This window comes from Ruegeria sp. BF12 (assembly GCF_056538705.1).
Genome location: NZ_JBQFTP010000006.1, coordinates 206,102 through 228,267, shown reverse-complemented (window position 1 = coordinate 228,267; position 22,166 = coordinate 206,102). Strand labels below are relative to the sequence as shown.

The following is a 22,166-nucleotide window of genomic DNA, read 5'->3' as shown; positions in this document are numbered from 1 at the left end:
TGTTTCGAAGTGCCCTTGTCATCCGACTGGGGTACTCGGTTATTCTCTGCGAACTACTCCTGAGCGTGATGACCGATGGCCCGTATCAGCGAACTGCACTATTCCAATGCCTACGCCGCGCAAAGTGGTATATCGGAGTTTCTCGAGGTCGCGCTGAGATCCGATGAGGATCCGGCGGACTTCACGGTCTCCTTCTATCAGGCGAACGGTCAGGTCGGCATCGAGATCCCGCTGGACCACCCGTTGGTCGACGTATCGTTTGATCCGGATAACAACGAGCAGATCTTTATCATTTCAGCGGATTTTTTTCCGATCCTGCTGACGGACCCCAATGGCGGCGGGTCGAACAACTACGAAGCTTATGCGCTGACCAACACGGCAACGAGCGAAGTCATAGATTTCTACGATATCGGGGGCGGAACCCAGAACATCGTAGCGCAAAACGGGCTGGCGGCGGGGGCCGTGTCGGAAAACCTGCCGGTTCTGGTCGGGCCGAACCAAACCACGACGACGTTGCAGTTTAACCAGCCGAACCCGGACACTCTGGTTCATGCACCGCTCTCACCTCGTGACACTGGCGCGCCGTGTTTCGCGGCCGGGACGTTGGTGGACACGTCGGATGGGCCGCGCAGGGTTGAGACGCTGAAGCCGGGCGATCTGGTTCTGACGCAGGACGATGGCGCCTGTCCTATCTGTTGGGTTGGCGGGCGAACCGTAGCAGGACGGGGCCGTTTTGCGCCCGTTCGCATACGCGCCGGGGCGCTGGGGGCTGAGAAGGATATCTTCGTGTCGCCCCAGCACCGTCTGTTGATGACAGGTTGGCAGGCACAGCTGCTGTTCGGAGAAGATGAAGTGCTTGTCGCCGCCAAATCGCTGGTCAATGGAACCACGATTACGTCGGTGCCCTGTGACATCATCCGCTATGTCCACCTGTTCTTTGACCGGCACCAGCTTGTGTCGACGTCCGGCCTGATCTCGGAAAGCTTTTTCCCGGGCGCACAGGCTCTTTCGAGCCTCGAACGAGAAGTCGCGCAAGAGCTGTTTGCGCTGTTCCCGGAACTTCAAAAGCAGCCGCAGACCTACGGTCAGACCATTCGCCCTGTCAGGTGCGGCCCGCAAGCGGCAATGCTGCAGGCGATCTGATCCGCCCCTCTTGCTTTCGCGGACTGCTGTGATAGCAGAGCCTCAACAGCATTCAGGGAACCGTCATGGACGATCTTAAGGCAAAATATCTGGGTCAGATCGCCGATGCAGGCGACGAAAACGCGCTCGAAGCGATCCGTGTTGCGGCCGTCGGGAAAAAAGGCGAGGTCGCGCTGAAGATGCGCGAGCTGGGCAAGATGACACCCGAGGAGCGCCAGATCGCAGGCCCCGCGCTGAACGCCCTGAAGGATGAGATCAACTCGGCCCTGTCCGCCAAGAAATCCGCGCTGGCCGACGCCGCACTGGATGAGCGTCTGCGCACCGAATGGCTGGACGTCACCCTGCCGACCCGCGCGCGCCGTCAGGGTTCGATCCACCCGGTCAGCCAGGCGACCGAGGAACTGACCGCGATCTTTGCCGAACTGGGCTTCTCGGTGGCTGAAGGGCCGCGGATCGAAACTGACTGGCACAACTTTGACGCCCTGAACATCCCCGGCCACCACCCTGCACGGGCCGAGATGGACACGTTCTACATGCACCGCGCCGAGGGCGATAATCGCCCGCCGCATGTGCTGCGCACCCATACGTCGCCGGTCCAGATCCGTTCGATGGAGAAACAGGGCGCGCCGATCCGCGTCATCTGTCCGGGTGGTGTGTATCGCGCCGACTATGACCAGACCCACACGCCGATGTTCCATCAGGTCGAGGGGCTGGCCCTAGACAAAGATATCTCGATGGCGAACCTGAAATGGGTTCTGGAAGAGTTCGTGAAGGCCTTCTTCGAGGTCGACGACGTCGAACTGCGCTTCCGCGCCTCGCACTTCCCCTTCACCGAACCATCGGCCGAGGTTGATATCCGTTGTTCCTGGGATAACGGCCAGCTGAAAATCGGCGAGGGCGACGACTGGATGGAGATTCTGGGCTCGGGCATGGTCCATCCCAAGGTCATCGCCGCCGGTGGTATCGACCCCGAGGTCTATCAGGGTTTTGCCTTTGGCATCGGCATTGACCGTCTGGCGATGCTGAAATATGGCATCCCCGATCTGCGTGCGTTCTTTGATTCAGACTTGCGTTGGCTACGCCACTATGGGTTTGCCGCGCTGGATATGCCGAACCTGCATGGTGGCTTGTCGCGGTGAAGGGAAACGCTACTGCGCTAGAAAATTTGGCACACGAATTCTATTGGGTGCCGAGTTTTCTAGCGTGGATTGGTGATAGGATAACGGATCTTGGGCCTATTATAGCATTGGCAGGGGCCATATACATTTATTTTCGAAAGTCAGAGGACGAGAGAAAGGAAATTCGCAGGGATGAAAGGCGAAAGGTATACGCCGAGTATTTACACCAATGCGGTTTGCTTTGGAACGAAGTTTCCGCTGGGCCGACATCTTCTAACATATCAAGGCAGACTTCTGACTTAAAGCGTTACGGTGAAGAGCTTCGGTTGTTGGCCCCAGAGGACGTTTATGTAAAAGCATTTAATGTAAGGGCAGTTTATGTAGAGTATGGATCTCATGTTCTATCGCTGACTCCACAGCAATGGTTAAACAAAACCGAAGAACATAGAAACGCTGATAGCTATTTTATTGAAAAGCTGACTGCTTCAACAGATGAATTAATCTGTTCCATGCAAGATGATCTCTGCAAATAGGTTGGCTGAGTGATTCACAATCCTGCGGTCTGGCGATAGCGCGGCGTGTTGCATCGCCCCACGGGGTTGTGACGTGACTTGGGCCTCAAGGCGGTTAGGTTCGGTCGCATGATTTATCGACTGCTAAGCCTCTTTCTGATGACCGCCTCCGTTGCCTATGCCATGGGGCCGTGGGATGACGACTGCCATGGGGATACCGCCTGTCTGGTCGGCGACCGCTCGTACCATGTGCTGGAGCCGGACGGGTGGGACGGTGAAACGCCGTTGCCGGTGCTGATGCATTTCCACGGCTGGGCGCGGCAGGGGACCGTGGTGGTGAACCATGAACGGATCGCAGGCGCGACCAAGCTGCGCGGTGTGTTGTTGGTGGCCCCGAACGGGTTGGGCAAAAGCTGGGATTTCTGGACCTCGGACACCGGCGACGTGCCCTTTGCCGACCGGGTGTTGGAGGACGTCGCCAAGCGCTATCCGATTGACCCGGACCGCATCTATGTCTCGGGCTACTCCTACGGCGGCGCGATGGCGTGGCGCTATGTCTGCCAGTCGGGCAATGATACGGCGGCTTTGCTGGGCATCGCAGGCAGCATCCGGCAGACCGAGGATTGCCCTCAGGCCCCGGCAGAGGTGCGCCATGTGCACGGAACCAGCGATACTGTGATGGACTTCCCGTTTGGGCCGGGCGGCGACACGACCTATCCGGTGGCGCTGTGGCGGCAGAAATTCGGCTGTGGCACAGCCATGCCGCGTGGGGACTGGAGCGTGGTACCGATCCTGACGCTCAGCCGGGTGGAGTGGACCGATTGCGCTCAAGGCCAGGTCGCGCTGGATACGCATCCCGGCGGGCATTTTATCCCCCACGGCTGGGTCGGGCGGCAACTGGATGAGCTGTTGGGGCGCGAACCGACTTACCCCTGAGCCCGGAATACGACATGGCCCTGTCGCGAACAGGTTTGCTGCGGTGAATGCCGCCCGTTTATCCAAGCGAAAACGGGGATGTCATGACCACAATTCTGATCGTAGAAGGCAATACACCAGACATGGTTGCCAAAGGCCATGCAGGCGCGAGCGGGTTCATTCGCACCTTTGCGGCCTTGGCTGCTGATGTCCGAATTCATCTGATAAATCCCTATGCCGCCGCATTGCGCCCCGAGGAACTGCGTGGCGTCGATGGCATCGTACTGACCGGGTCAGGCGTCAGTTGGTCTGTGGACGCGCCCGAGGCGGCCCCCCAACGCGCAGCGGCCGAGGTCGTGCTGGCCTCAGGCACACCGGTATGGGGATCGTGCAACGGGCTGCAGCTTGCCATGCTTGTGCTGGGCGGTTCTGTCGGCGCTTCGCCGGTTGGCATGGAGGTCGGTATGGCACAGAACAACGCTCTGACCCGCGAGGGCGGTGAGCACCCGATGATGGCGGGGCGTAGGTCTGGGTTTGGCGTTCCGTGCATCCACCGGGATGAGGTCCAGGGGCTGCCCGAAGGCGCAACGCTGTTGGCGGGTAATGACCATTCCCCGGTGCAGGCCGCCGTGTACGAAAAGGGCGATCTGAGATTCTGGGGCACGCAATATCACCCGGAACTAAGCCTTGCGGATATCGGCATCTATGTCCGCGGCAGAGGTATTTTCGCCCATCACGCAAATCTCGCCGAAGACCTTGAGCAAGCCGAGGCGGATGTTTCTTCTGCCGCGCGCCTGGGAACCCATCCCGAGGCCCTTGTGTTGCCCCAGCGCAGCCGTGAGTTGGCCAATTGGCTGCATTTCGTGTCTGGCGGCTAAGCGGCCCTTCCACCTGCGGGGAATATCCGCTACACGCGATCCGACCCGAAAATTCTGGCGGATAGCGACCGATGAAATTCACTCTTTCCTGGCTGAAAGACCACCTCGACACCGATGCGTCGGTTGATGAGATTGCTGAGGCGTTGACCGATCTTGGACTTGAAGTCGAAGAGATCGTGAACCCTGCGGACCGGCTGGCGGGCTTTGCGCTGGGCTATGTGAAGCATGCCGAGAAACATCCCGACGCCGATAAGCTGCGCGTGTGCACGGTTGCGACCGATGAGGGTGATTTGCAGATCATCTGCGGCGCGCCGAACGCGCGTGAGGGCATTACCGTCGTCGTCTGCAAACCTGGCATGTATATCCCCGGTCTGGACCTGACCATCAGCGTCGGCAAGATCCGGGGCGTCGAAAGCTATGGAATGATGGCTTCCGAGCGCGAGCTGGAACTGTCGGACGAACATGACGGCATTATCGAGCTGCCATCGGGCGAAGTTGGTGACAGCTTTGTTGAATGGTTGGCCGAGAACGCACCAGCCAAGGTCGATCCGATGATCGAGATCGCGATCACGCCGAACCGCCCCGATGCATTGGGAGTCGCGGGTATTGCGCGCGATCTGGCTGCGCGCGGCGTCGGTACGTTGAAAGAACGTGATTATGTGCCGGTGCCAGGGGATTTCGAAAGCCCGATCAAGGTAACGATCGACGAGGATACGCTGGACGGCGCGCCTCATTTCACCGGACGCCTGATAACAGGCGTCAAAAACGGCCCCAGCCCGCAATGGTTGCAGGATCAGTTGAAGGCAATTGGTCTGCGTCCGATCTCGGCTCTGGTCGATATCACCAACTACATGACCTTCGACCAGAACCGTCCGCTGCATGTGTTTGATGCAGACAAGGTTCAGGGTAACCTGCGGGTGCATCGCGCCAAGGGTGGTGAGACGCTGGTCGCGCTGGATGAGAAGGAATACACCCTGCAGCCCGGTATGATGGTGATTTCGGATGACAAAGGTCCCGAATCCATCGCTGGTATCATGGGCGGTGAGGAAACTGGCTGTACCGAAGAGACCGTTAACGTGTTTCTTGAAAGCGCGTTCTGGGATCACGTTCAAATCGCTCTGACGGGCCGCGCGCTGAAGATTAACTCGGATGCCCGCTATCGCTTCGAGCGCGGCGTGGACCCTGAATACACGCTGGAGGGGTTGGAACACGCGACACAGATGATTCTGGATATCTGCGGCGGTGAAGCGTCCAAGGTCGTTGAGGCCGGCAAAGCACCCAACCACGCGCGGGCCTACAAGCTGGACGCCGAGCGTGTGCAGTCGCTGGTCGGCATGGACATTCCCGAGGCTGAACAGCGCCAGACTTTGACCCGTCTGGGCTTCCGTCTGGAAGGAGAGATGGCCCACGTCCCAAGCTGGCGTCCCGACATTATGGGCGAGGCTGATCTGGTGGAAGAGGTCGCGCGGATTGCATCCCTGACCAAACTGCAGGGCAAACCGCTGCCGCGTGTGACCGATGGCATCCCCAAGCCGGTGATGACCCCGACGCAGCGCCGGCAGTCGATGGCACGTCGCACCTGTGCGGCGCTGGGGTACAATGAGTGCGTTTCCTACACCTTCATTGATCAGGCCTCGGCAGCTCTGTTCGGTGGCGGCGATGAAGCGACCCAGCTAGAAAACCCGATCTCGTCGGAGATGAGCCATATGCGTCCCGATCTGTTGCCCGGTCTGCTGCAGGCCGCGGCCCGAAATCAGGCGCGTGGCTACGCGGATGTCGCTCTGTTCGAAGTCGGCCCCGTATTCCATGATGGTGAGCCCGGCGACCAGAAGACCCAGATCACCGGTCTTCTGGTTGGCCGCAATGGCCCCAAAGATGTGCACGGAGCCTCGCGCCCGGTTGACGTGTTCGACGCAAAGGCGGATGCCGAGGCTGTTCTGGCCGCCATTGGTGCGCCCGCGAAGGTTCAGATCCTGCGCGACGGCGATGCCTGGTGGCATCCGGGCCGTCACGGCAAGATCTGTCTGGGCCCGAAAAAGGTTCTGGGCGTGTTCGGCGAACTGCACCCGCGCATCCTGCAGGCGATGGACATAAAAGGCCCGGCAATGGCCTTCACCATCTGGCCGGACGAGGTGCCTCTGCCGCGTAAATCGGGCGCGACTCGCGCCGCGTTGGAACTGCGAGACCTGCAAGCGGTCGAGCGTGACTTTGCCTTTGTTGTCGACGAAGGCGTCGAGGCGCTGACGCTGGTCAATGCCGCGGCCGGTGCCGACAAGGCGCTGATCGAAGACGTCCGCGTCTTTGACGAGTTCATCGGCGGCAGCCTGGGTGAGGGCAAGAAATCCTTGGCAATCACCGTGCGTTTGCAGCCCACGGACCAGACGCTGAAGGAAAAAGACATCGAAGCGGTGGCCGAGAAGATCATCGCCAAGGTCACCAAGGCAACCGGCGGCGTCCTGCGCGGATAAAATCCACTGCATATCTTTTATTAAACGCGCCTTCGGGCGCGTTTATTTGGACAGGTAGTCAGCCAGCAGATCAAAGACCAACCGGATGCGGCGGCTGGTATGTAACTCGCGATGGGTGGTCAGCCAGATTGGAAATTTGATGGGTTCCATTCCGGGAATCACTCGTTCGACGCCGGGCGTTGCATCGCCAACAACCTCAGACATGGGTGCGATGCCAAAACCCTGCTTGGCGTATTCCCAGGCCACGATTCCGTTCTGGGATCCCAACCTAAAGTTCTCATCGCTCAGGTGAATGCCCAGTGGCTTCAGATAGGCGATCATTTGATCCGTATTGCCGAAGCTGATGAATTCATGCTGTGATAGGGCGCGCTTGGATTTCGGGCGCCCTGCGTGGTTCAGATATTCGGTCGTGGCATAGAAATGACCCGAGGCTTCCTGCACCAGTTTGGCGATCAGTTCGGGCTGTTCCGGTCGTACATGACGGATCGCGATATCTGCCTCTCGGCGCATCAGGTCCTGAATGTCATTCGATGCGATCACGTCAATTCTCAGGCGCGGGGCCTGCGCCCGGACTTCGCGCAACAGGTCTGGCAGGAAATAAGCAGACATCACATCACTGGCGGTGATGCGGACCAACCCGTCGATGGATTGTGCCTGCCCCGAAGCAGTCAGTGCGATTTGGTTCGCTGCATCACCCATCAACCGGGTATGCTCCAGTAATTCCATTCCGGACTGTGTGATCTCTAACGTGCGCCCGATGCGTTCAAACAGCATCACACCCAGATCTTGCTCGAGTGCAGCGATCTGCCGGCTGAGTGTTGGTTGAGTCTGTCCCAATTTACGGGCGGCTGCAGAAAACGACCCGGTCTCGGCCGTCGCCAGAAAGGCGCGGATGTGATTCCAGTCAAAGTCGCCGAGTTGTTTCATACAAATATGTATAAGTAATCTGCAAATTTCGGCAATTTTTATTCTGTATGTGCATGAGTAGTTTGCCTGCAAAGGAGACCCCCTCATGACGACCGCCGCGAAATTCTGGGACGGAGTGGCTGAAAAATATGCCCGAACTCCAATAAAGGATATGGATTCCTATGAGCATACGCTCGAACGGACAGCTTCCTATCTCAAGAAAACCGACGACGTATTGGAACTGGGATGTGGCACGGGAATGACCGCGCTGCGCCTGTCCCCCTATGCCGACACGATTACCGCCAGCGATGTTTCCCCCTGCATGCTGGCGGTCGGTCAGAAGAACGCGGCAAAGCAACAGATCGAAAACGTGGCCTTTGTTCAGGCTGATGCAAGCCGTCCTCCCTCCTGGTCCTACGATGTGGTGCTGGCATTCAACGTGTTGCATCTGGTCGAAGACCTGAATGCGGCTCTGGCCTCTGTTCATGAGGTGATGAAGCCGGGTGGTTTGTTCATCTCAAAAACCTTCTGCCCGCCACAACGCGGCATAAACCTGCGGTTTCAAGCCATACGGTTGGCTTTGCCGCTTATGCAATTGCTGGGAAAGGCGCCATTTGTGCGGTTCCTGTCCGAAGCAGAGCTGGATGCAGCCGTTGAAAGGGCCGGGTTCGAAATCGTCGAATGCGACAGTTTCCCGGCACGCGATGCAAGACGGTTTTTGGTGGCGCGCAAGATTTAAGCCCGAACCGGCACTTTCCGCATTGGGCCAGCGCCCATTGTGCCCTATGCATGCTCTGAAACAAATTCGGAGTTTGCTATGGGCCTGAACGTATACCTCTCTGGTGAAATCCACACCGACTGGCGCGAACAGATTATCGACGGTGCACAGGGTTTGGACATTACCTTCAACAGCCCCGTGACCGATCACGATGCCAGCGACGATTGCGGTGTAGCCATTCTGGGTGCAGAGCCAAACAAGTACTGGCACGACCACAAGGGCGCGATGGTCAATGCGATTCGTACCCGAAAGGGGATTTCAGAGGCGGATGTGGTCGTCGTGCGGTTTGGTGAGAAATACAAACAGTGGAACGCGGCCTTTGATGCGGGATACGCGGCGGCGTTGGGAAAATCACTGATCGTTCTGCACGGTCCTGACCACCAGCATGCGCTAAAAGAGGTTGATGCTGCTGCCCTAGCTGTGGCTGAGCATCCCTCGCAGGTGGTTGAGGTTTTGCGTTATGTTCTGACAGGCAAGCTGCCGCAGTAACTCACGTTACGTTCTTCTTGCCCGAGTATTGGGTGCTTTCTACCGTTGCGTCAGGCAGTAACGGGGAGGCAGTCGTGGAATTTGACTATGTCATTGTGGGGGGCGGTTCCGCCGGTTGTGTCATGGCCTCACGCCTCAGCGAACGTCCTGACACGACTGTTTGTTTGCTTGAGGCCGGCGGCGCGGGGGAAGACCTGGTGATCCGGGCGCCGGCCCTTGTGGCGGCGATGATTTCCGGACGGCCAAAGTTGAACAACTGGGCTTTTCACACGGTGCCACAACCCGGGCTGAACGGCCGGAAAGGGTTTCAGCCACGCGGCAAGGCGCTTGGCGGATCGTCCGCGATCAATGCAATGCTCTATGTGCGGGGGCATCCCAGCGACTACGACGAGTGGGCTGAGCTGGGCTGTAATGGGTGGGACTGGAACAGTGTCCTGCCCTATTTCCGCAAGGCGGAAGGCAATGTACGCGGGGCGGATGAGTTTCACGGCGCGGAAGGTCCTTTGCAGGTTGCGGATCAGTCCGAGCCGCGCGCCATCTCGCATGCATTTGTTGAGGCTTGCGGCCAGCAGCAGATACGAAAAACGGAAGATTTCAACGGGCCCGATCAGGAAGGGGCGGGGCTGTATCAGGTCACTCAGTTCCACGACGGCGCTCACAAGGGCGAGCGGTGTTCTGCCTCGGCGGCCTATCTGCGTAGTATCAAATCGCGACCAAACCTTACGATAATGACCGGGGCCGAGGTGCAGAAAATCCTGTTTGAGGAAAAGCGCGCCACTGGAGTGCAACTGCGCCGAAAGGGCAAGGTTGTTGAAGCACGCGCGCGCAAGGAAGTGATCGTTTCCAGCGGTGCTTTTGGTTCACCGCAATTGTTGATGTTGTCGGGAATCGGGCCCGAGGCGGAATTGGCACAGCATGGTATCCCGGTTTTGCATGACCTGCCGGGCGTTGGTCAAAACCTTCAGGACCATCTGGACTACGTGCTGAGCTATCATTCCAAACGCAAGGATGTGATCGGGCTGACACCGGGCGGATTATGGGATTTGGCAAAGGCAGGTATGGATTGGCGCCGGACCGGAGCGGGCCTGTTCTCGACCCCCTTCGCCGAAGGTGGCGCGTTCTTCAAGTCCGAACCTGTGGTGTCCAAGCCGGATCTTCAACTGCACTTTGTCGTCGGTATCGTCGACGATCACATGCGCAAGATGCACCTGAAACACGGGTTCTCCTGCCATGTCTGCGTTTTACGTCCATTCAGCCGGGGCAACGTCGGGTTGAGCTCGGACCGCGCCGGGGAACCGCCGCGCATTGATCCGGCATATCTAAGCGATGACCGGGATCTAGACCTGCTGAAGCAGGGCGCGCGGATTATGGAGTCGATCCTCGAAGCACCGCCGTTGAAGCCGTGGCGGGCCAAACGGTTGTATGCGCATGATGGCAGCGATCAGGCGCTCGAGGCGGATATTCGCAACCGCGCCGACACGATTTACCACCCGGTAGGGACCTGCAAGATGGGCGTCGATGATATGGCCGTCGTTGATCTCGAGGGACGCGTGCATGGAACGGAAGGGCTGCGCGTGGTGGACGCGTCGGTCATGCCGACCCTGATCGGCGGCAATACCAACGCGCCCACCATCATGATTGCTGAAAAGATCGCCGACGCAATCAGTCCCGCGCAGGCGTGATAAGCCCTTTTTGTACGGCGGGCCGTTCAAGGAACCGGTCCAGATAAGCCGTAACATTGGCATGGTCATCCCAGCCAACGAGATCACGGGCACCGTAATACTCCAGCCCGCGCAGCCACGGCGCGATGGCAATATCGGCAATCGAATACTCGCCCGCGATCCAGTCCCGACCTTCCAACTGCTGGTTCACAACGTTCAAAAGGCGCTTGGCTTCGTTGATGTATCGCTCGCGCGGGCGCGGGTCTTCGATTTCGCTGCCTGCGAATTTGTGGAAATAGCCAAGCTGTCCGAACATCGGGCCGATGCCTCCCATCTGGAACATCACCCATTGGATCACGCGATACTTGTCGGCTTTGGTCTGACCCAGGAACTTCCCGCTTTTCTCGGCGAGGTAGATCAGGATCGCTCCGCTTTCGAACAACCCAAGCGGCTCGCCGTCCGGACCATTTGGGTCGATGATCGCTGGGATCTTGTTGTTCGGGTTCAGCGAAAGGAACTCGGGGCTTTTGACGTCCGTATCCGACAGGGTCACCAGATGAGGCTCATACGGCAGGCCGGTTTCCTCAAGCATGATAGACGCTTTGACGCCGTTCGGGGTGGGAAAGGAGTAAAGCTGAATCCTGTCCGGATACTTCGCGGGCCAACGGGTCGTAATCGGGTGTGAGGCGGTGTCCAGCATGAGGGGCTCCTTGTTACCTGAGTACAATAGTTAGGCAGCGTTACGCCGGCATACCAGTATCTGTGCTGTGCATACCCGGTCAGCTCCTGTGTATTTTGGAACAACGGGGAAAACCTGCGGATCTCACACCTAGACCAAAGCACGCGAATAGCTCACTATTCCGCGAATCCCGCGCTGGTGACGCGGGTTTGTCGTGAATCGAAAGGAGATACGCGTGGATGAGGTCGTAACACAGGTGGGTGCCTTTGCCCCGCTGATCGTAAGCGCGGTCAAGGCGCTGATCGTACTGATCCTTGGGTGGATCGTCGCAGGTGCTATCGGCGGCATGGTCCGGCGCCGGATCAATGCGACGCCGCATATTGACCAGACGCTTGGGAATTTTATGGCCAGCCTGGTGAAGTGGGCGATACTGGCCATGGTGCTGGTCGCCGTGCTTGGCATCTTTGGAATTCAGGCGACAAGCATCGTTGCTATTTTGGGTGCAGCCTCGCTTGCCATCGGTCTGGCGCTGCAGGGGACACTCAGTGATCTTGCGGCTGGTGTCATGCTGGTTGTGTTCCGCCCATACAAACTGGGTCAGTATGTGGACATCGGCGGGACCGCAGGCACGGTCAAGGACCTGAACCTGTTCACGACTGAGCTGGTGACGCCGGACAACGTTCAGATCATTGTTCCCAATGGACAATCCTGGGGTTCAATCATCACCAACTATTCAGCCCACGATACGCGTCGCGTGGATCTGGTGTTCGGCATCGATTACGGGGACAGCGCTGATGAGGCGATGAAAATTATTTTGGATGTCGCCAAGGCCGATGATCGTATTCACAGCGATCCCGAGCCTTGGGTGCGTGTGACCAATCTGGGCGACAGTTCGGTCGATCTGACTGCGCGCCTGTGGTGCAACGCGGCGGATTACTGGGATCTGAAGTTCGAGATCACCAAAGCCGTGAAAGAAGCATTCGATGCGAAAGGCGTATCGATTCCGTATCCGCATTCGGTCGAAATCCAAAAGCAGGGTTAAGCCCTCCCGCCCGTCGAGCGGGCATTTACATGCCCTCCTCCGGTTGGGCCCGGCGCCGCGCTGATCGCGCGGCGCCGTTTTTCTTGCGAAACCGTTGTGCCCAAAACAACCGCGCCGCGTCAAAGACGCGGCGCTTGGCCCAACGCTGTATAGCGTCCTTGTCAGAGGGCGCTTTCAGAGACGGGAGAGATCAGGACTTGATCACCACGTTGGGGGAAACCACGTCGATGCCCAGAGCTTTGCCGACCGCGTAGTAGGTCAGCTGACCGGCATGTACGTTGAGACCGTTCAGCAGATGCGGGTCGTCCTGGCAGGCTTGCTTCCAGCCTTTGTCGGCCAGTGCCAGCATGAACGGCATCGTTGCGTTGCCCAGTGCGATGGTCGAAGTGCGTGCAACGGCACCCGGCATGTTGGCAACGCAATAGTGCATCACACCGTCTACTTCGTAGATCGGCTCGGCATGGGTAGTTGCTTTGGACGTTTCAAAGCAGCCGCCCTGGTCGATCGCAACGTCCACCAGAACTGCACCTGGTTTCATGGTCGAAAGCTGCTCGCGGCTGATCAGCTTGGGCGCTGCGGCACCGGGGATCAGAACCGCGCCGATGACCATGTCGGCATCCTGGATCAGTTCAGCGGTGGCACCAGCTGTCGAGTACTGGCTCTTGAACGTGCGGCCGAATACGTCATCCAGATAACGCAGACGCGGCAGCGACCGGTCCAGTACAGTTACATCAGCACCCATACCCGCAGCGATCTTGGCTGCGTGCGTACCAACGACGCCGCCACCGATGACGATGACTTTTGCCGGGCCTACGCCAGGCACGCCGCCCATCAGAACGCCACGGCCGCCATTGGCCTTCTGCAGCGTCCAGGAACCGACCTGGGGTGCCAGACGACCGGCAACCTCGGACATTGGCGCCAGCAGAGGCAGGCCGCCATTGGCGTCGGTCACGGTTTCATAAGCGATTGCGGTACAGCCGGATTCGATCAGGTCGTGGGTCTGCTCTGGGTCCGGCGCCAGGTGCAGGTAGGTGAACAGCAGCTGGCCTTCGCGCAGCATCTTGCGCTCAACGGCCTGCGGTTCTTTCACCTTTACGATCATGTCTGCGGTGGCGAACACCTCTTCCGCAGTGTCGACGATGCGCGCGCCTGCGGCGATATACGAATCGTTGTCAAAGCCGGAACCCATGCCGGCGTTGGTTTCAATGATGACCTCATGGCCACGCGCAACCGCTTCTTGTGCTGCGTTGGGCGTCATGCCGACGCGGAATTCCTGGGGTTTGATTTCCTTGGGGCAACCGATCTTCATGTTTTGCTCCTCCGTTCATAAACTGCCTAAATTATGAGCATTCTGGGACGCAATTTCTGTGAAACTCTGCCCGCGTTTTGGATTTTCTTTAGGAGATTGTTCAGTATAATGGATAAATGTTGCAAAGGAATTGCGTGAATGAGCCTGGACACGACTGATAGAAAGATTCTGGCGGCCCTACAGCGAAACGGCAGAATGTCGAATGCAGAGCTGTCGGAACAGGTGAATCTGTCCCCGTCCGCCTGTCACCGACGTGTCCAGAGGCTTGAGGCCGAGGGGTATATTCGCAACTACGTGGCGCTTTTGGATGCCCGCAAGATGAACGTCCCGACCACCGTGTTTGTCGAAATCACTCTGCAGGGGCAGGCCGAAGAACTATTGGATGCGTTCGAAAAGGCAGTGGCGCGTATTCCGGACGTGTTGGAATGCCACCTGATGGCGGGAACGGCCGACTATATTCTGAAAGTTGTGGCCGAAAATACCGAGGATTTTGCGCGTATTCACCGCCAATACCTGTCTCGCTTGCCCGGAGTAGCACAGATGCAAAGCTCTTTTGCGCTGCGTACCGTGTTCAAGACGACTGCCCTGCCCGTGTGACAGTCAGGCGGGTGCTGGGTAGGTGAACAGGGCCAGATGCAGGGCGTTAAAGCCGAAATGCATCATAACCGGGACCCAAAGACGACCAGTGGCGTAATACCCCAGACCACAGGCCGCCCCAAGGATTGCCGCATAAGCGACAAGGGCCGGACCGCCCGCAAAATGAGCCAGACCAAACAACAGACTGGCCAGAGCAATTCCAAGCGCCGTGCCAAGTTTTGACGCGATGATCGACTGTAGGTACCCGCGGAAAAAGGCCTCCTCGGTCAGGCTGGTCAGAAACAGGTTGGACAGCGCGAAGATCAGCCACCATGGCGGCAGGCCGATCTCTGGCCGGATTGCTTCTGTGGCCAACCCAAGGACAAACAGGGCGGGCAGGGCTGCAAGGCCAACGAACAAAGGCGTTTTCCTGATGGGCGCAGCACTACCAATCATTCCGGGCCAGGCCAGTAGAACCGCGAACAGCACCATTGGCTTGTCGAGGTTCAGGTACATGGTAAACGCCGAACTTTCGGGCCCGGCATGCACCTTGTCCAGAACCAGCAAGTTGTGAAAGCCGGGTATCAGATGCGCACCCAACGCCAGGCACCAGAGTGTCAGGGCAGTGTGCCCCAAGGTGGCCGGGACACCGGACAGATGGTGCAGGCCCGCCGCGCCGATGAGGCCGACTATGACAATGCCCACGGCCAGAGGCGTGACCAGTCCCATTGCTAGCGCGGCAACACCAAACACCATCAGCAATGTCAGGCTAAGCTGCCGCCTGCCCGACACAGCACTGACCATACCGGTGATCAAGATGAACCAGGGCCAGATCAAGGGCAGAAGGGAAACAAAATGTGCCACGGCTTTCTCATGTGTTGATATGGCCATTGATGCGGCCGGGCACTGCCGAATGGCAAGGCCAAAGCAGGTCCGCCAACACCAACTTGCTGGCATTGCGTCAATACTGACGCTTGTATCCCGATGCAGGTAGGTCCAAATATGGGTAAAGACCGTATCTTCTGCCTATGTCTTCGCACTCGCCTTGTTGCTGGCGGCCGCATTTTGGCGCAAGACATTCATCAATTCTTCTGATGACATCAGGCAGTTACACTCCCCCGGTACGGTCGGAACCCGTTGACTGATAAGGAGCAGACCTTGGCTTACGAACACAATGATGCCCCCAAAGATTGGCTGGAAGCCGAGTTGGAAGACACGCTGGACGAAGATTTTGAGATCGAATTCAGCGAACCGATGCTCTCGATGGAAGTCCGCAAGATTTATAAGGATCAGCATCCGGATATGCTGGACCGTAAGGTCTATTTTCGAAACTTGCTGCGGTTGCAGGCCGAGCTCATCAAGGTCCAGGACTGGGTTCAGCACACCGGAGCCAAGGTCTGCATTCTATTCGAAGGCCGCGACAGCGCCGGCAAGGGGGGCGTGATCAAGCGGATCACGCAGCGCCTGAACCCGCGGGTTGCCCGTGTGGTCGCCCTGCCGGCACCCAGCCGCCGGGAACAAAGCCAGTGGTATTTCCAGCGTTACGTGCCACACCTGCCGGCCGCCGGTGAGATCGTTCTGTTTGACCGGTCCTGGTATAACCGTGCGGGTGTTGAACGTGTGATGGGCTTTGCCAGCGAAGATCAGGTGGAACAGTTTTTTCAGGACGTTCCCGAATTCGAACGGATGCTGGTACGCTCGGGTATCATCCTGCTGAAATACTGGTTCTCGATCACCGACGAAGAGCAGCAACTGCGATTCCTGATGCGCATTCACGACCCGATGAAACAGTGGAAGCTGTCTCCGATGGATCTGGAGTCGCGTATCCGCTGGGAGTCCTACACCAAGGCCAAAGAGGACATGTTCTTTCGCACGAACATCCCCGAAGCACCTTGGTACATCGTCGAAGGGAATGACAAAAAGCGTGAGCGCCTGAATTGTATCGAGCATCTGCTGACAAAAATTCCGTACACGGATGTGCCGCAGGAAAAGGTCAATCTGCCAGATCGCAAGTACAACCCGGAATACGAGCGTCGGATTCTGCCCGACGAGCTCTACGTTCCAAAGATCTATTGATGAAAGAAAACGAGGCCGGTCATGACCGGCCTCGTTTCAGTTGGTAAATCAGGCGATTTCGACATTGCAGTTGAAGTCGAATTCATCGACCCAGTCAAAGCCCCAAGACGCGTTGTTTTCCGGCGCAGGTTCCGGAGTGGCTGTGTCCCTGTCTTTGGATCTGACAGACACGAAATCGAAGATTTCTGAATTGGAGGTGTCGGCGGTGTCGGCCGATTGCTTCCAATAAAAGTTATCGAATTTCGTCTGCCACTCGTTGAAGATGGTTTCGAGCTGCGCCAGAAGGGCTGCTGCGTCAAAGCCACCACCCCAGGAATCGCCTGCGTCAACCGGGGTTGGTTCCGGCATCTCGGGTTCGGGTGTTTCGGTTTCAGCGACCTCTGTGCCGGGTGTCAGAGTTACAGGTTCCTCTGGCTGCACAACGCCTGCATCCGGTTCTTCGACGACTGGCGTGGTGGTGTCGGTCACAACAGTCTCAGGTGTTTCAGCTTCCGGCTCGGTCGGCTCGTCCACAACAACTGGCGCTTCGGGTTCCGGCTCAGCTGGCGCCTCGACAACAACTGGTGGTGTTTCCGGATCCGGCTCGACGGGTTCCTCGACCACAACGACCGGCGTTTCGGGCTCAGACTCGGTAGGTTCCTCAACAACAAGCGGCGGGGTGGGTACCGGAGTGGCCGGCGCATCGCCAGTATCCAGTACAACTTCGCCATCGGTCGTCGCGAAATTCTGGGTGACCACTACGGCGTCATAGCCCTGCATATTCCCCGTTTCGATCCCGATACCGATGTATTTGAAATCGGGATTCAGGATGTTTGCGCGGTGGCCAGGGCTGTCCATCAGGTTCTGATGAAGCTGGGCAACATCATCGCTGATCCCGGGTGCGCCGCGTTCGGATTGCCAGGCGATGTTTTCGCCGGAACGCCAGCCGCCTGAAAAATCAAAGCCAGCGTCGCGCATACGCTCTGTCGCCGATGACCCGCCAGCACCGGTGTGGCTGAACGAGTCCGTGTTCAACATCCATTCGCTGTGGTCTTCGGATGACGCGTTCAGGTGGGTTTCAAGTTGTAGCGGCTCTAAACCGCGGGATGTGCGCTCTTGGTTGATGAGCGCTAGCATTTCTCGCTCGAAAGAACTTGCAGTCGACATTTTGCCTCCGTGGGGGATTGTCTTTGAGTGGACGTCGCCAATTAATGAATCATCTGACGGGTCCGACAGGGCGTTGAGAAATCCGGTCGGGATTCGGCGGGACAGTGCTTTCAGAGGGTGATTCGTACGCTGTATTATGCTGGGCAAAGTCCTGCCAGCACGGAATTGGCGGCTTGTCGCACATGCGTCCGCCTGATCGGCGGATTCGCGCAGGCCCAGAAAACGACAAACCCCCGGGCGATGCCTCGGGGGTCGTCAAATAGTGTCATCCAAAGCTGGACGAGTGAGATCTTAGAGCAGACCTTCGCGCTGGGCTTTCTTGCGTGCCAGTTTACGGGCACGGCGAATCGCTTCAGCTTTCTCGCGCGCTTTTTTCTCGGACGGTTTCTCGAAATGTTGCTTCAGCTTCATTTCACGGAACACGCCTTCGCGCTGCAGCTTTTTCTTCAGGGCACGAAGCGCCTGATCGACGTTATTGTCGCGAACACTAACCTGCATGTGGTTGTCACCACCTTTCTAGATAGAGTTGCAAGGAAATTGCAGGAGTTGGCCGTATAGCAAAGCGCCTCTATCTTGTCTAGTACTGGCCCCGAGAACCGGAGAACCGCCATGACCACCACCTACGAAGATGCCAAGCAACAGTTGCTGGACGCGATGCTGAACCATGTGCCCTTTGACGGCTGGTCCGAGACCAGCTTTCGCATGGCTGTCACGGATTGCGATATGGACGAGGTTCTGGCCCGTGCGATCTGCCCGCGCGGGGCGGTCGATCTGGCGCTGGCATTTCACGCACGTGGGGATGAGGCCATGGTGGATCGCCTGAAATCCACGGACCTGAGCGAGTTGAAATTTCGCGACCGCATCGCTGCCGCTGTTCGCTTTCGGCTTGAGGCTGTTTCGGATAAGGAATTGGTTCGTCGCGGCATGACCCTGTTTTCCCTGCCAACCCATGCGGCGGACGGGGCAAAGGCTCTGTGGCAGACCTGCGATCAAATCTGGGACACGTTGGGAGACACGTCGGATGACGTGAACTGGTATACCAAGCGGGCGACACTGTCGGGCGTGTATTCCTCGACATTGCTGTACTGGCTGGGTGACGATTCCCCCGATCATCAGAAAACGTGGGAGTTTCTGGATCGGCGCATCTCGGACGTGATGCAGATCGAAAAGATCAAGGCGCAGGTCAACGACAATCCATTGTTCAAGCCGTTCCTAGCGGTTCCGAACTGGCTGGCCGGTCAGGTAAAGCCGCCGATGAAAATGCGGGCCGATCTGCCAGGGATGCTGAACCCGCGCAAGTAAGCATCTGGGCGTTCCGGAAATTGCCTGTTAGGCATTGGGCAAAGGAGATTTGCCAATGACCCAGATGATGCGTGCTGTCGAAATCACCGAACCCGGCGGCCCCGATGTTTTGCAGTTGACCGAACGCCCGGTGCCAGAACCGCAAACCGGTCAGGTGATCCTCAAGGTGGCCTATGCAGGCGTGAACCGCCCCGACGCTCTGCAGCGCGCGGGGGCTTATGATCCGCCTCCGGGTGCCAGCGATCTGCCCGGGCTTGAAGCCTCGGGCGAGGTGGTTGCCGTCGGTGCCGGGGTTGAGGGGCTTTCGGTTGGTGATCAGGTCTGTGCTTTGCTGCCCGGCGGCGGGTACGCGGAATACGTGGCGACTCCTGCGGTGCACTGCCTGCCTGTGCCCAAGGGCATGGGAATGAAAGAGGCCGCCTGTCTGCCCGAGACCTTCTTTACGGTTTGGTCCAATGTGTTCACACGTGGTGGCCTGAAGGCGGGCGAACGATTTCTGGTTCATGGCGGGTCCAGCGGTATCGGCACAACGGCGATCCAACTGGCCAACGCGTTTGGAGCGCGCGTCTTTGCGACCGCCGGCTCCGCTGAAAAATGCGAGGCCTGCGAGAAGCTAGGGGCCGAGAAAGCGATCAACTACCGCGACGAGGATTTCGTTGGGGTCATGCGGGCCGAAGGTGGTGCAAACCTGATCCTCGACATGGTGGGTGGCGATTACATCCCGCGCAACGTCAAGGCACTGGCCGAGGATGGGCGTCTGGTTCAGATCGCCTTCCTGCAGGGGCCGAAGGTCGAGCTGAACTTTGCAATGATGATGGTCAAGCGCCTGACCCTGACTGGCAGCACCCTGCGCCCGCAAAGCGATCTGGCCAAGGCGAAGATTGCGCAGGATCTGCGCGAGGCGGTCTGGCCATTGCTGGAGGCCGGGAAGGTTGCCCCCGTCATGGACAGCGAGTTCGATCTGGCTGATGCTGCCGCGGCACATACGCGGATGGAAAGCTCGGGGCATATTGGCAAGATCGTCCTGAAGGTCGCAGGCTAAGAGTTCGGTGCGCGGGTCTATCCCGCGCGTTTTGCCCTCAGGCCACCGCGCGGCGATACAAATGCCAGGTCGCGTGGCCCAGGACCGGCATCACGACGATCAGGCCCAGCAGCATCGGGATGGCTCCGATGACCAGCAGGGCCGCTACGATGAAACCCCATGCCAGAATGACACCGGGGTTGTGCCGTAACACCCGTACCGAGGTCACGACCGCCACTGGCAGTCCGACCTTGCGGTCCAGCAACAGGGGAAAGCTGACAACGCTGACGGCCAGTGCGACCAATGCAAACAGGAAACCGACGGCGTTGCCGAAGATGATCATGGTCCAGCCTGCGCCGGTGGTGAACACTTCGGTAACGAACGCGCCAAATGAGGTCGGCAGATCCGGACCAAGCGTATGGACATAGATGGCCTGCGCGACCATCAGCCAGACCAGCAAAAGCATGACCAGATAAAACCCCAGCGCCAGAATTGCTCCAAATGACGGGGATCGGAACACTCCGAACGCGTCCAGCCAGTGGACTTCTCCGCCCATTTCGCGTTTGCGGCTGATTTCGTATAAACCAACTGCTGCAATCGGGCCGATCAGGGCAAACCCCATAACCAATGGCGCCAACAGTGGCACCATATTCCTGTTCAGACCGAACCCGAACATCAACAGTCCGGCGATCGGGTAGATCAGGATGACAAAAATCGCGTCCGCCCGTGTTTCAAGAAAGTCGTGATATCCCGCCGACAGACACTCGCGCAAATCCTGCATTGTCAGAGTCTGCACCTTTGGCAGATGTCGCGTATCGGCGCTGCCGATACGGTTCACGCTTTCTGCAATGTGATCGCCGGTCGCGCCAAGGTTCCGGGCGGCCCAGCTAATTGGATTCCCAATGGTTTTAGCCATCATCATCCCCTCCCTTTGCCAACAGCGCAGCAGAGTGAATCCGGCATGAGTTGCCCTTGGCCGGACCAGCCGGCAACGCTCGGATCCCAGTATAGCACATTTTTTCGCGTTGCGGTTGCGTCCGGTGCAATCGTGCCGATTGCCCTGTTTCACAGTCGTGTTAGCTTGGCATCAGGCAACAGGAGGTCAGCATGCAGCAAACGGCACGAACCGTCGTCATTCACGAACACGGCGGCCCCGAAGTTCTAAAGATCGAAGACCGGCTATTGGGCGACCCAGGACCCGGAGAGGTTCGCATCAGCCACCGCGCCTGCGGGCTGAACTTCATCGATGTCTATCAGCGAACGGGGCTGTACCCGCTGGAATTGCCGCATGCGCTGGGTATGGAAGCCGCTGGCGTGATCGAGGCTGTTGGCGAAGGCGTTACCCATTTGGAACCGGGACAGCGCGCCGCTTACGCCGCAGCCCCGTCAGGTGCCTATTGCGAGGCGCGCGTGATGCCCGCAGCACAGGTATGCCCGCTGCCAGACGGGATTTCCTTTGATGCGGCGGCGGCGATGATGCTCAAGGGGATGACGGTCGAGTATCTGTTTCACCGCACAACCCCCCTGAAACGGGGCGATACCGTGTTATTCCACGCGGCTGCCGGTGGCGTTGGTTTGATCGCCTGTCAATGGGCCAAGTCTGAGGGGATCACCTTGATCGGGACGGCGGGAACCGACGAAAAATGCAGCCTTGCCCAGTTCAATGGGGCCGCGCATTGCATCAACTATCGGACTGAGAACTTTGCCGAACGAGTGGCCGAGATCACAGGTGGCAAAGGCGTGGACGTGGTCATGGATTCCATCGGGGCGGATACGTTCAACGGCTCTCTGGATTGTTTGAAGCCCTTGGGAATGATGATTTCCTTTGGCAACGCCTCAGGACCAGTGCCATTGATGGATATCGGTATTCTGGGCAAGAAAGGGTCGCTGAAAATCACCCGGCCGACCTTGTTTACCCATATCGCTGATCATGCTGTCTGTCAGGCGATGGCAAGGCGTCTGTTTGGCAAGGTCGAGGGCGGAGAGGTCAAGATCCACATCGACCAACGTTTCTCTCTGGATCAGGTGGCCGAGGCCCACCGGGTACTTGAGGCCCGCCAAACCACGGGTAGTACCGTTCTGGAACCCTAGGACACACATGGAAATCGAGAGTTTTGACAAAAAACGGCGGCAGAGTGATCTGCCGC

The 22,166-nt window shown here is 58.4% G+C and carries 21 protein-coding genes; 14 read left to right on the top strand and 7 right to left on the bottom strand.

Features of this window, described 5'->3' with window-relative positions; all coding sequences use genetic code 11:
* Nucleotides 1–75 precede the first annotated feature (75 nt).
* From ACR0J0_RS12230 to pheT, 5 genes are all read left to right on the top strand, one after another.
* On the top strand, nt 76–1,143 hold the full coding sequence (locus ACR0J0_RS12230; RefSeq protein WP_480664318.1) for a Hint domain-containing protein: 1,068 nt from the start codon (nt 76–78) through the stop codon (nt 1,141–1,143).
* 65 nt (nt 1,144–1,208) lie between these two features.
* On the top strand, nt 1,209–2,282 hold the full coding sequence (gene pheS / locus ACR0J0_RS12225; RefSeq protein WP_480664316.1) for a phenylalanine--tRNA ligase subunit alpha: 1,074 nt from the start codon (nt 1,209–1,211) through the stop codon (nt 2,280–2,282).
* Between the two features lie 620 nt (nt 2,283–2,902).
* Nucleotides 2,903–3,709 (top strand): CE1 family esterase, encoded by an 807-nt coding sequence (locus tag ACR0J0_RS12220; RefSeq protein ID WP_480664315.1) that lies wholly within the window; start codon nt 2,903–2,905, stop codon nt 3,707–3,709.
* Nucleotides 3,710–3,792: 83 nt separating this feature from the next.
* A complete protein-coding gene (locus tag ACR0J0_RS12215; RefSeq protein WP_480664314.1) occupies nt 3,793–4,566 on the top strand; it encodes a type 1 glutamine amidotransferase in 774 nt (257 codons plus the stop codon).
* A 71-nt stretch (nt 4,567–4,637) separates the two neighbouring features.
* A complete protein-coding gene (pheT, locus tag ACR0J0_RS12210) occupies nt 4,638–7,034 on the top strand; it encodes a phenylalanine--tRNA ligase subunit beta (RefSeq protein WP_480664312.1) in 2,397 nt (798 codons plus the stop codon).
* A 42-nt stretch (nt 7,035–7,076) separates the two neighbouring features.
* Here pheT and ACR0J0_RS12205 read toward each other — a convergent pair whose 3' ends face one another.
* Nucleotides 7,077–7,961 carry a LysR family transcriptional regulator gene (locus ACR0J0_RS12205; protein WP_480664310.1) on the bottom strand — a complete coding sequence of 295 codons (885 nt, stop codon included), beginning with the start codon at nt 7,959–7,961 and terminating at the stop codon, nt 7,077–7,079.
* 85 nt (nt 7,962–8,046) lie between these two features.
* Between ACR0J0_RS12205 and ACR0J0_RS12200 the strand changes: the two genes are divergently transcribed.
* The 3 genes from ACR0J0_RS12200 to ACR0J0_RS12190 all read left to right on the top strand — a co-directional run bounded on the left by ACR0J0_RS12200 (nt 8,047) and on the right by ACR0J0_RS12190 (nt 10,889).
* Nucleotides 8,047–8,679, top strand: a complete 633-nt coding sequence (locus ACR0J0_RS12200) for a class I SAM-dependent methyltransferase (protein WP_480664308.1) — start codon at nt 8,047–8,049, stop codon at nt 8,677–8,679.
* 78 nt (nt 8,680–8,757) lie between these two features.
* Nucleotides 8,758–9,207, top strand: a complete 450-nt coding sequence (locus ACR0J0_RS12195) for a YtoQ family protein (protein ID WP_480664306.1) — start codon at nt 8,758–8,760, stop codon at nt 9,205–9,207.
* Nucleotides 9,208–9,281: 74 nt separating this feature from the next.
* Nucleotides 9,282–10,889, top strand: coding sequence for a GMC family oxidoreductase (locus ACR0J0_RS12190; protein ID WP_480664304.1), 1,608 nt, complete (start codon nt 9,282–9,284; stop codon nt 10,887–10,889).
* Here ACR0J0_RS12190 and ACR0J0_RS12185 read toward each other — a convergent pair.
* Nucleotides 10,870–11,568: a glutathione S-transferase family protein gene (locus ACR0J0_RS12185; protein ID WP_480664302.1), complete on the bottom strand. Its 699-nt coding sequence runs from the start codon at nt 11,566–11,568 to the stop codon at nt 10,870–10,872. The two genes, ACR0J0_RS12190 and ACR0J0_RS12185, sit on opposite strands and share 20 nt — an antisense overlap.
* Before the next feature lie 214 nt (nt 11,569–11,782).
* Between ACR0J0_RS12185 and ACR0J0_RS12180 the strand changes: the two genes are divergently transcribed.
* Nucleotides 11,783–12,589 (top strand): mechanosensitive ion channel family protein, encoded by an 807-nt coding sequence (locus tag ACR0J0_RS12180; protein WP_480664300.1) that lies wholly within the window; start codon nt 11,783–11,785, stop codon nt 12,587–12,589.
* Between the two features lie 190 nt (nt 12,590–12,779).
* Here the strand turns inward: ACR0J0_RS12180 and ald are convergent, their stop codons facing one another.
* On the bottom strand, nt 12,780–13,898 hold the full coding sequence (gene ald / locus ACR0J0_RS12175) for an alanine dehydrogenase (protein WP_480664298.1): 1,119 nt from the start codon (nt 13,896–13,898) through the stop codon (nt 12,780–12,782).
* Nucleotides 13,899–14,036: 138 nt separating this feature from the next.
* Here ald and ACR0J0_RS12170 point away from each other — a divergent pair, with 138 nt between their 5' ends.
* Complete coding sequence (locus ACR0J0_RS12170) at nt 14,037–14,495, top strand: Lrp/AsnC family transcriptional regulator (protein ID WP_480664296.1); 459 nt, start codon at nt 14,037–14,039, stop codon at nt 14,493–14,495.
* 3 nt (nt 14,496–14,498) lie between these two features.
* Here the strand turns inward: ACR0J0_RS12170 and ACR0J0_RS12165 are convergent, their stop codons facing one another.
* Nucleotides 14,499–15,338 carry a CPBP family intramembrane glutamic endopeptidase gene (locus ACR0J0_RS12165; protein WP_480664294.1) on the bottom strand — a complete coding sequence of 280 codons (840 nt, stop codon included), beginning with the start codon at nt 15,336–15,338 and terminating at the stop codon, nt 14,499–14,501.
* Between the two features lie 294 nt (nt 15,339–15,632).
* Between ACR0J0_RS12165 and ppk2 the strand changes: the two genes are divergently transcribed.
* A complete protein-coding gene (gene ppk2 / locus ACR0J0_RS12160; protein ID WP_480664292.1) occupies nt 15,633–16,550 on the top strand; it encodes a polyphosphate kinase 2 in 918 nt (305 codons plus the stop codon).
* A 48-nt stretch (nt 16,551–16,598) separates the two neighbouring features.
* On the opposite strand, the gene ACR0J0_RS12155 is transcribed toward ppk2, so the two are convergent.
* The gene (locus ACR0J0_RS12155) at nt 16,599–17,696 is read right to left on the bottom strand and encodes a CAP domain-containing protein (RefSeq protein WP_480664290.1); all 1,098 of its coding nucleotides are present in this window, start codon (nt 17,694–17,696) and stop codon (nt 16,599–16,601) included.
* 291 nt (nt 17,697–17,987) lie between these two features.
* Nucleotides 17,988–18,194, bottom strand: a complete 207-nt coding sequence (gene rpsU, locus ACR0J0_RS12150; protein ID WP_005614280.1) for a 30S ribosomal protein S21 — start codon at nt 18,192–18,194, stop codon at nt 17,988–17,990.
* Nucleotides 18,195–18,305: 111 nt separating this feature from the next.
* Here rpsU and ACR0J0_RS12145 point away from each other — a divergent pair, with 111 nt between their 5' ends.
* Both ACR0J0_RS12145 and ACR0J0_RS12140 read left to right on the top strand, forming a co-directional pair.
* Nucleotides 18,306–18,998: a COQ9 family protein gene (locus ACR0J0_RS12145; protein ID WP_480664288.1), complete on the top strand. Its 693-nt coding sequence runs from the start codon at nt 18,306–18,308 to the stop codon at nt 18,996–18,998.
* A gap of 55 nt (nt 18,999–19,053) precedes the next feature.
* The gene (locus ACR0J0_RS12140) at nt 19,054–20,040 is read left to right on the top strand and encodes an NAD(P)H-quinone oxidoreductase (RefSeq protein ID WP_480664286.1); all 987 of its coding nucleotides are present in this window, start codon (nt 19,054–19,056) and stop codon (nt 20,038–20,040) included.
* A 37-nt stretch (nt 20,041–20,077) separates the two neighbouring features.
* Here the strand turns inward: ACR0J0_RS12140 and ACR0J0_RS12135 are convergent, their stop codons facing one another.
* Nucleotides 20,078–20,935 carry a DUF2189 domain-containing protein gene (locus tag ACR0J0_RS12135; protein ID WP_480664284.1) on the bottom strand — a complete coding sequence of 286 codons (858 nt, stop codon included), beginning with the start codon at nt 20,933–20,935 and terminating at the stop codon, nt 20,078–20,080.
* Between the two features lie 191 nt (nt 20,936–21,126).
* On the opposite strand from ACR0J0_RS12135, the gene ACR0J0_RS12130 reads away from it, so the two are divergent.
* Nucleotides 21,127–22,110 (top strand): quinone oxidoreductase family protein, encoded by a 984-nt coding sequence (locus ACR0J0_RS12130; RefSeq protein ID WP_480664282.1) that lies wholly within the window; start codon nt 21,127–21,129, stop codon nt 22,108–22,110.
* Nucleotides 22,111–22,166: the final 56 nt, after the last annotated feature.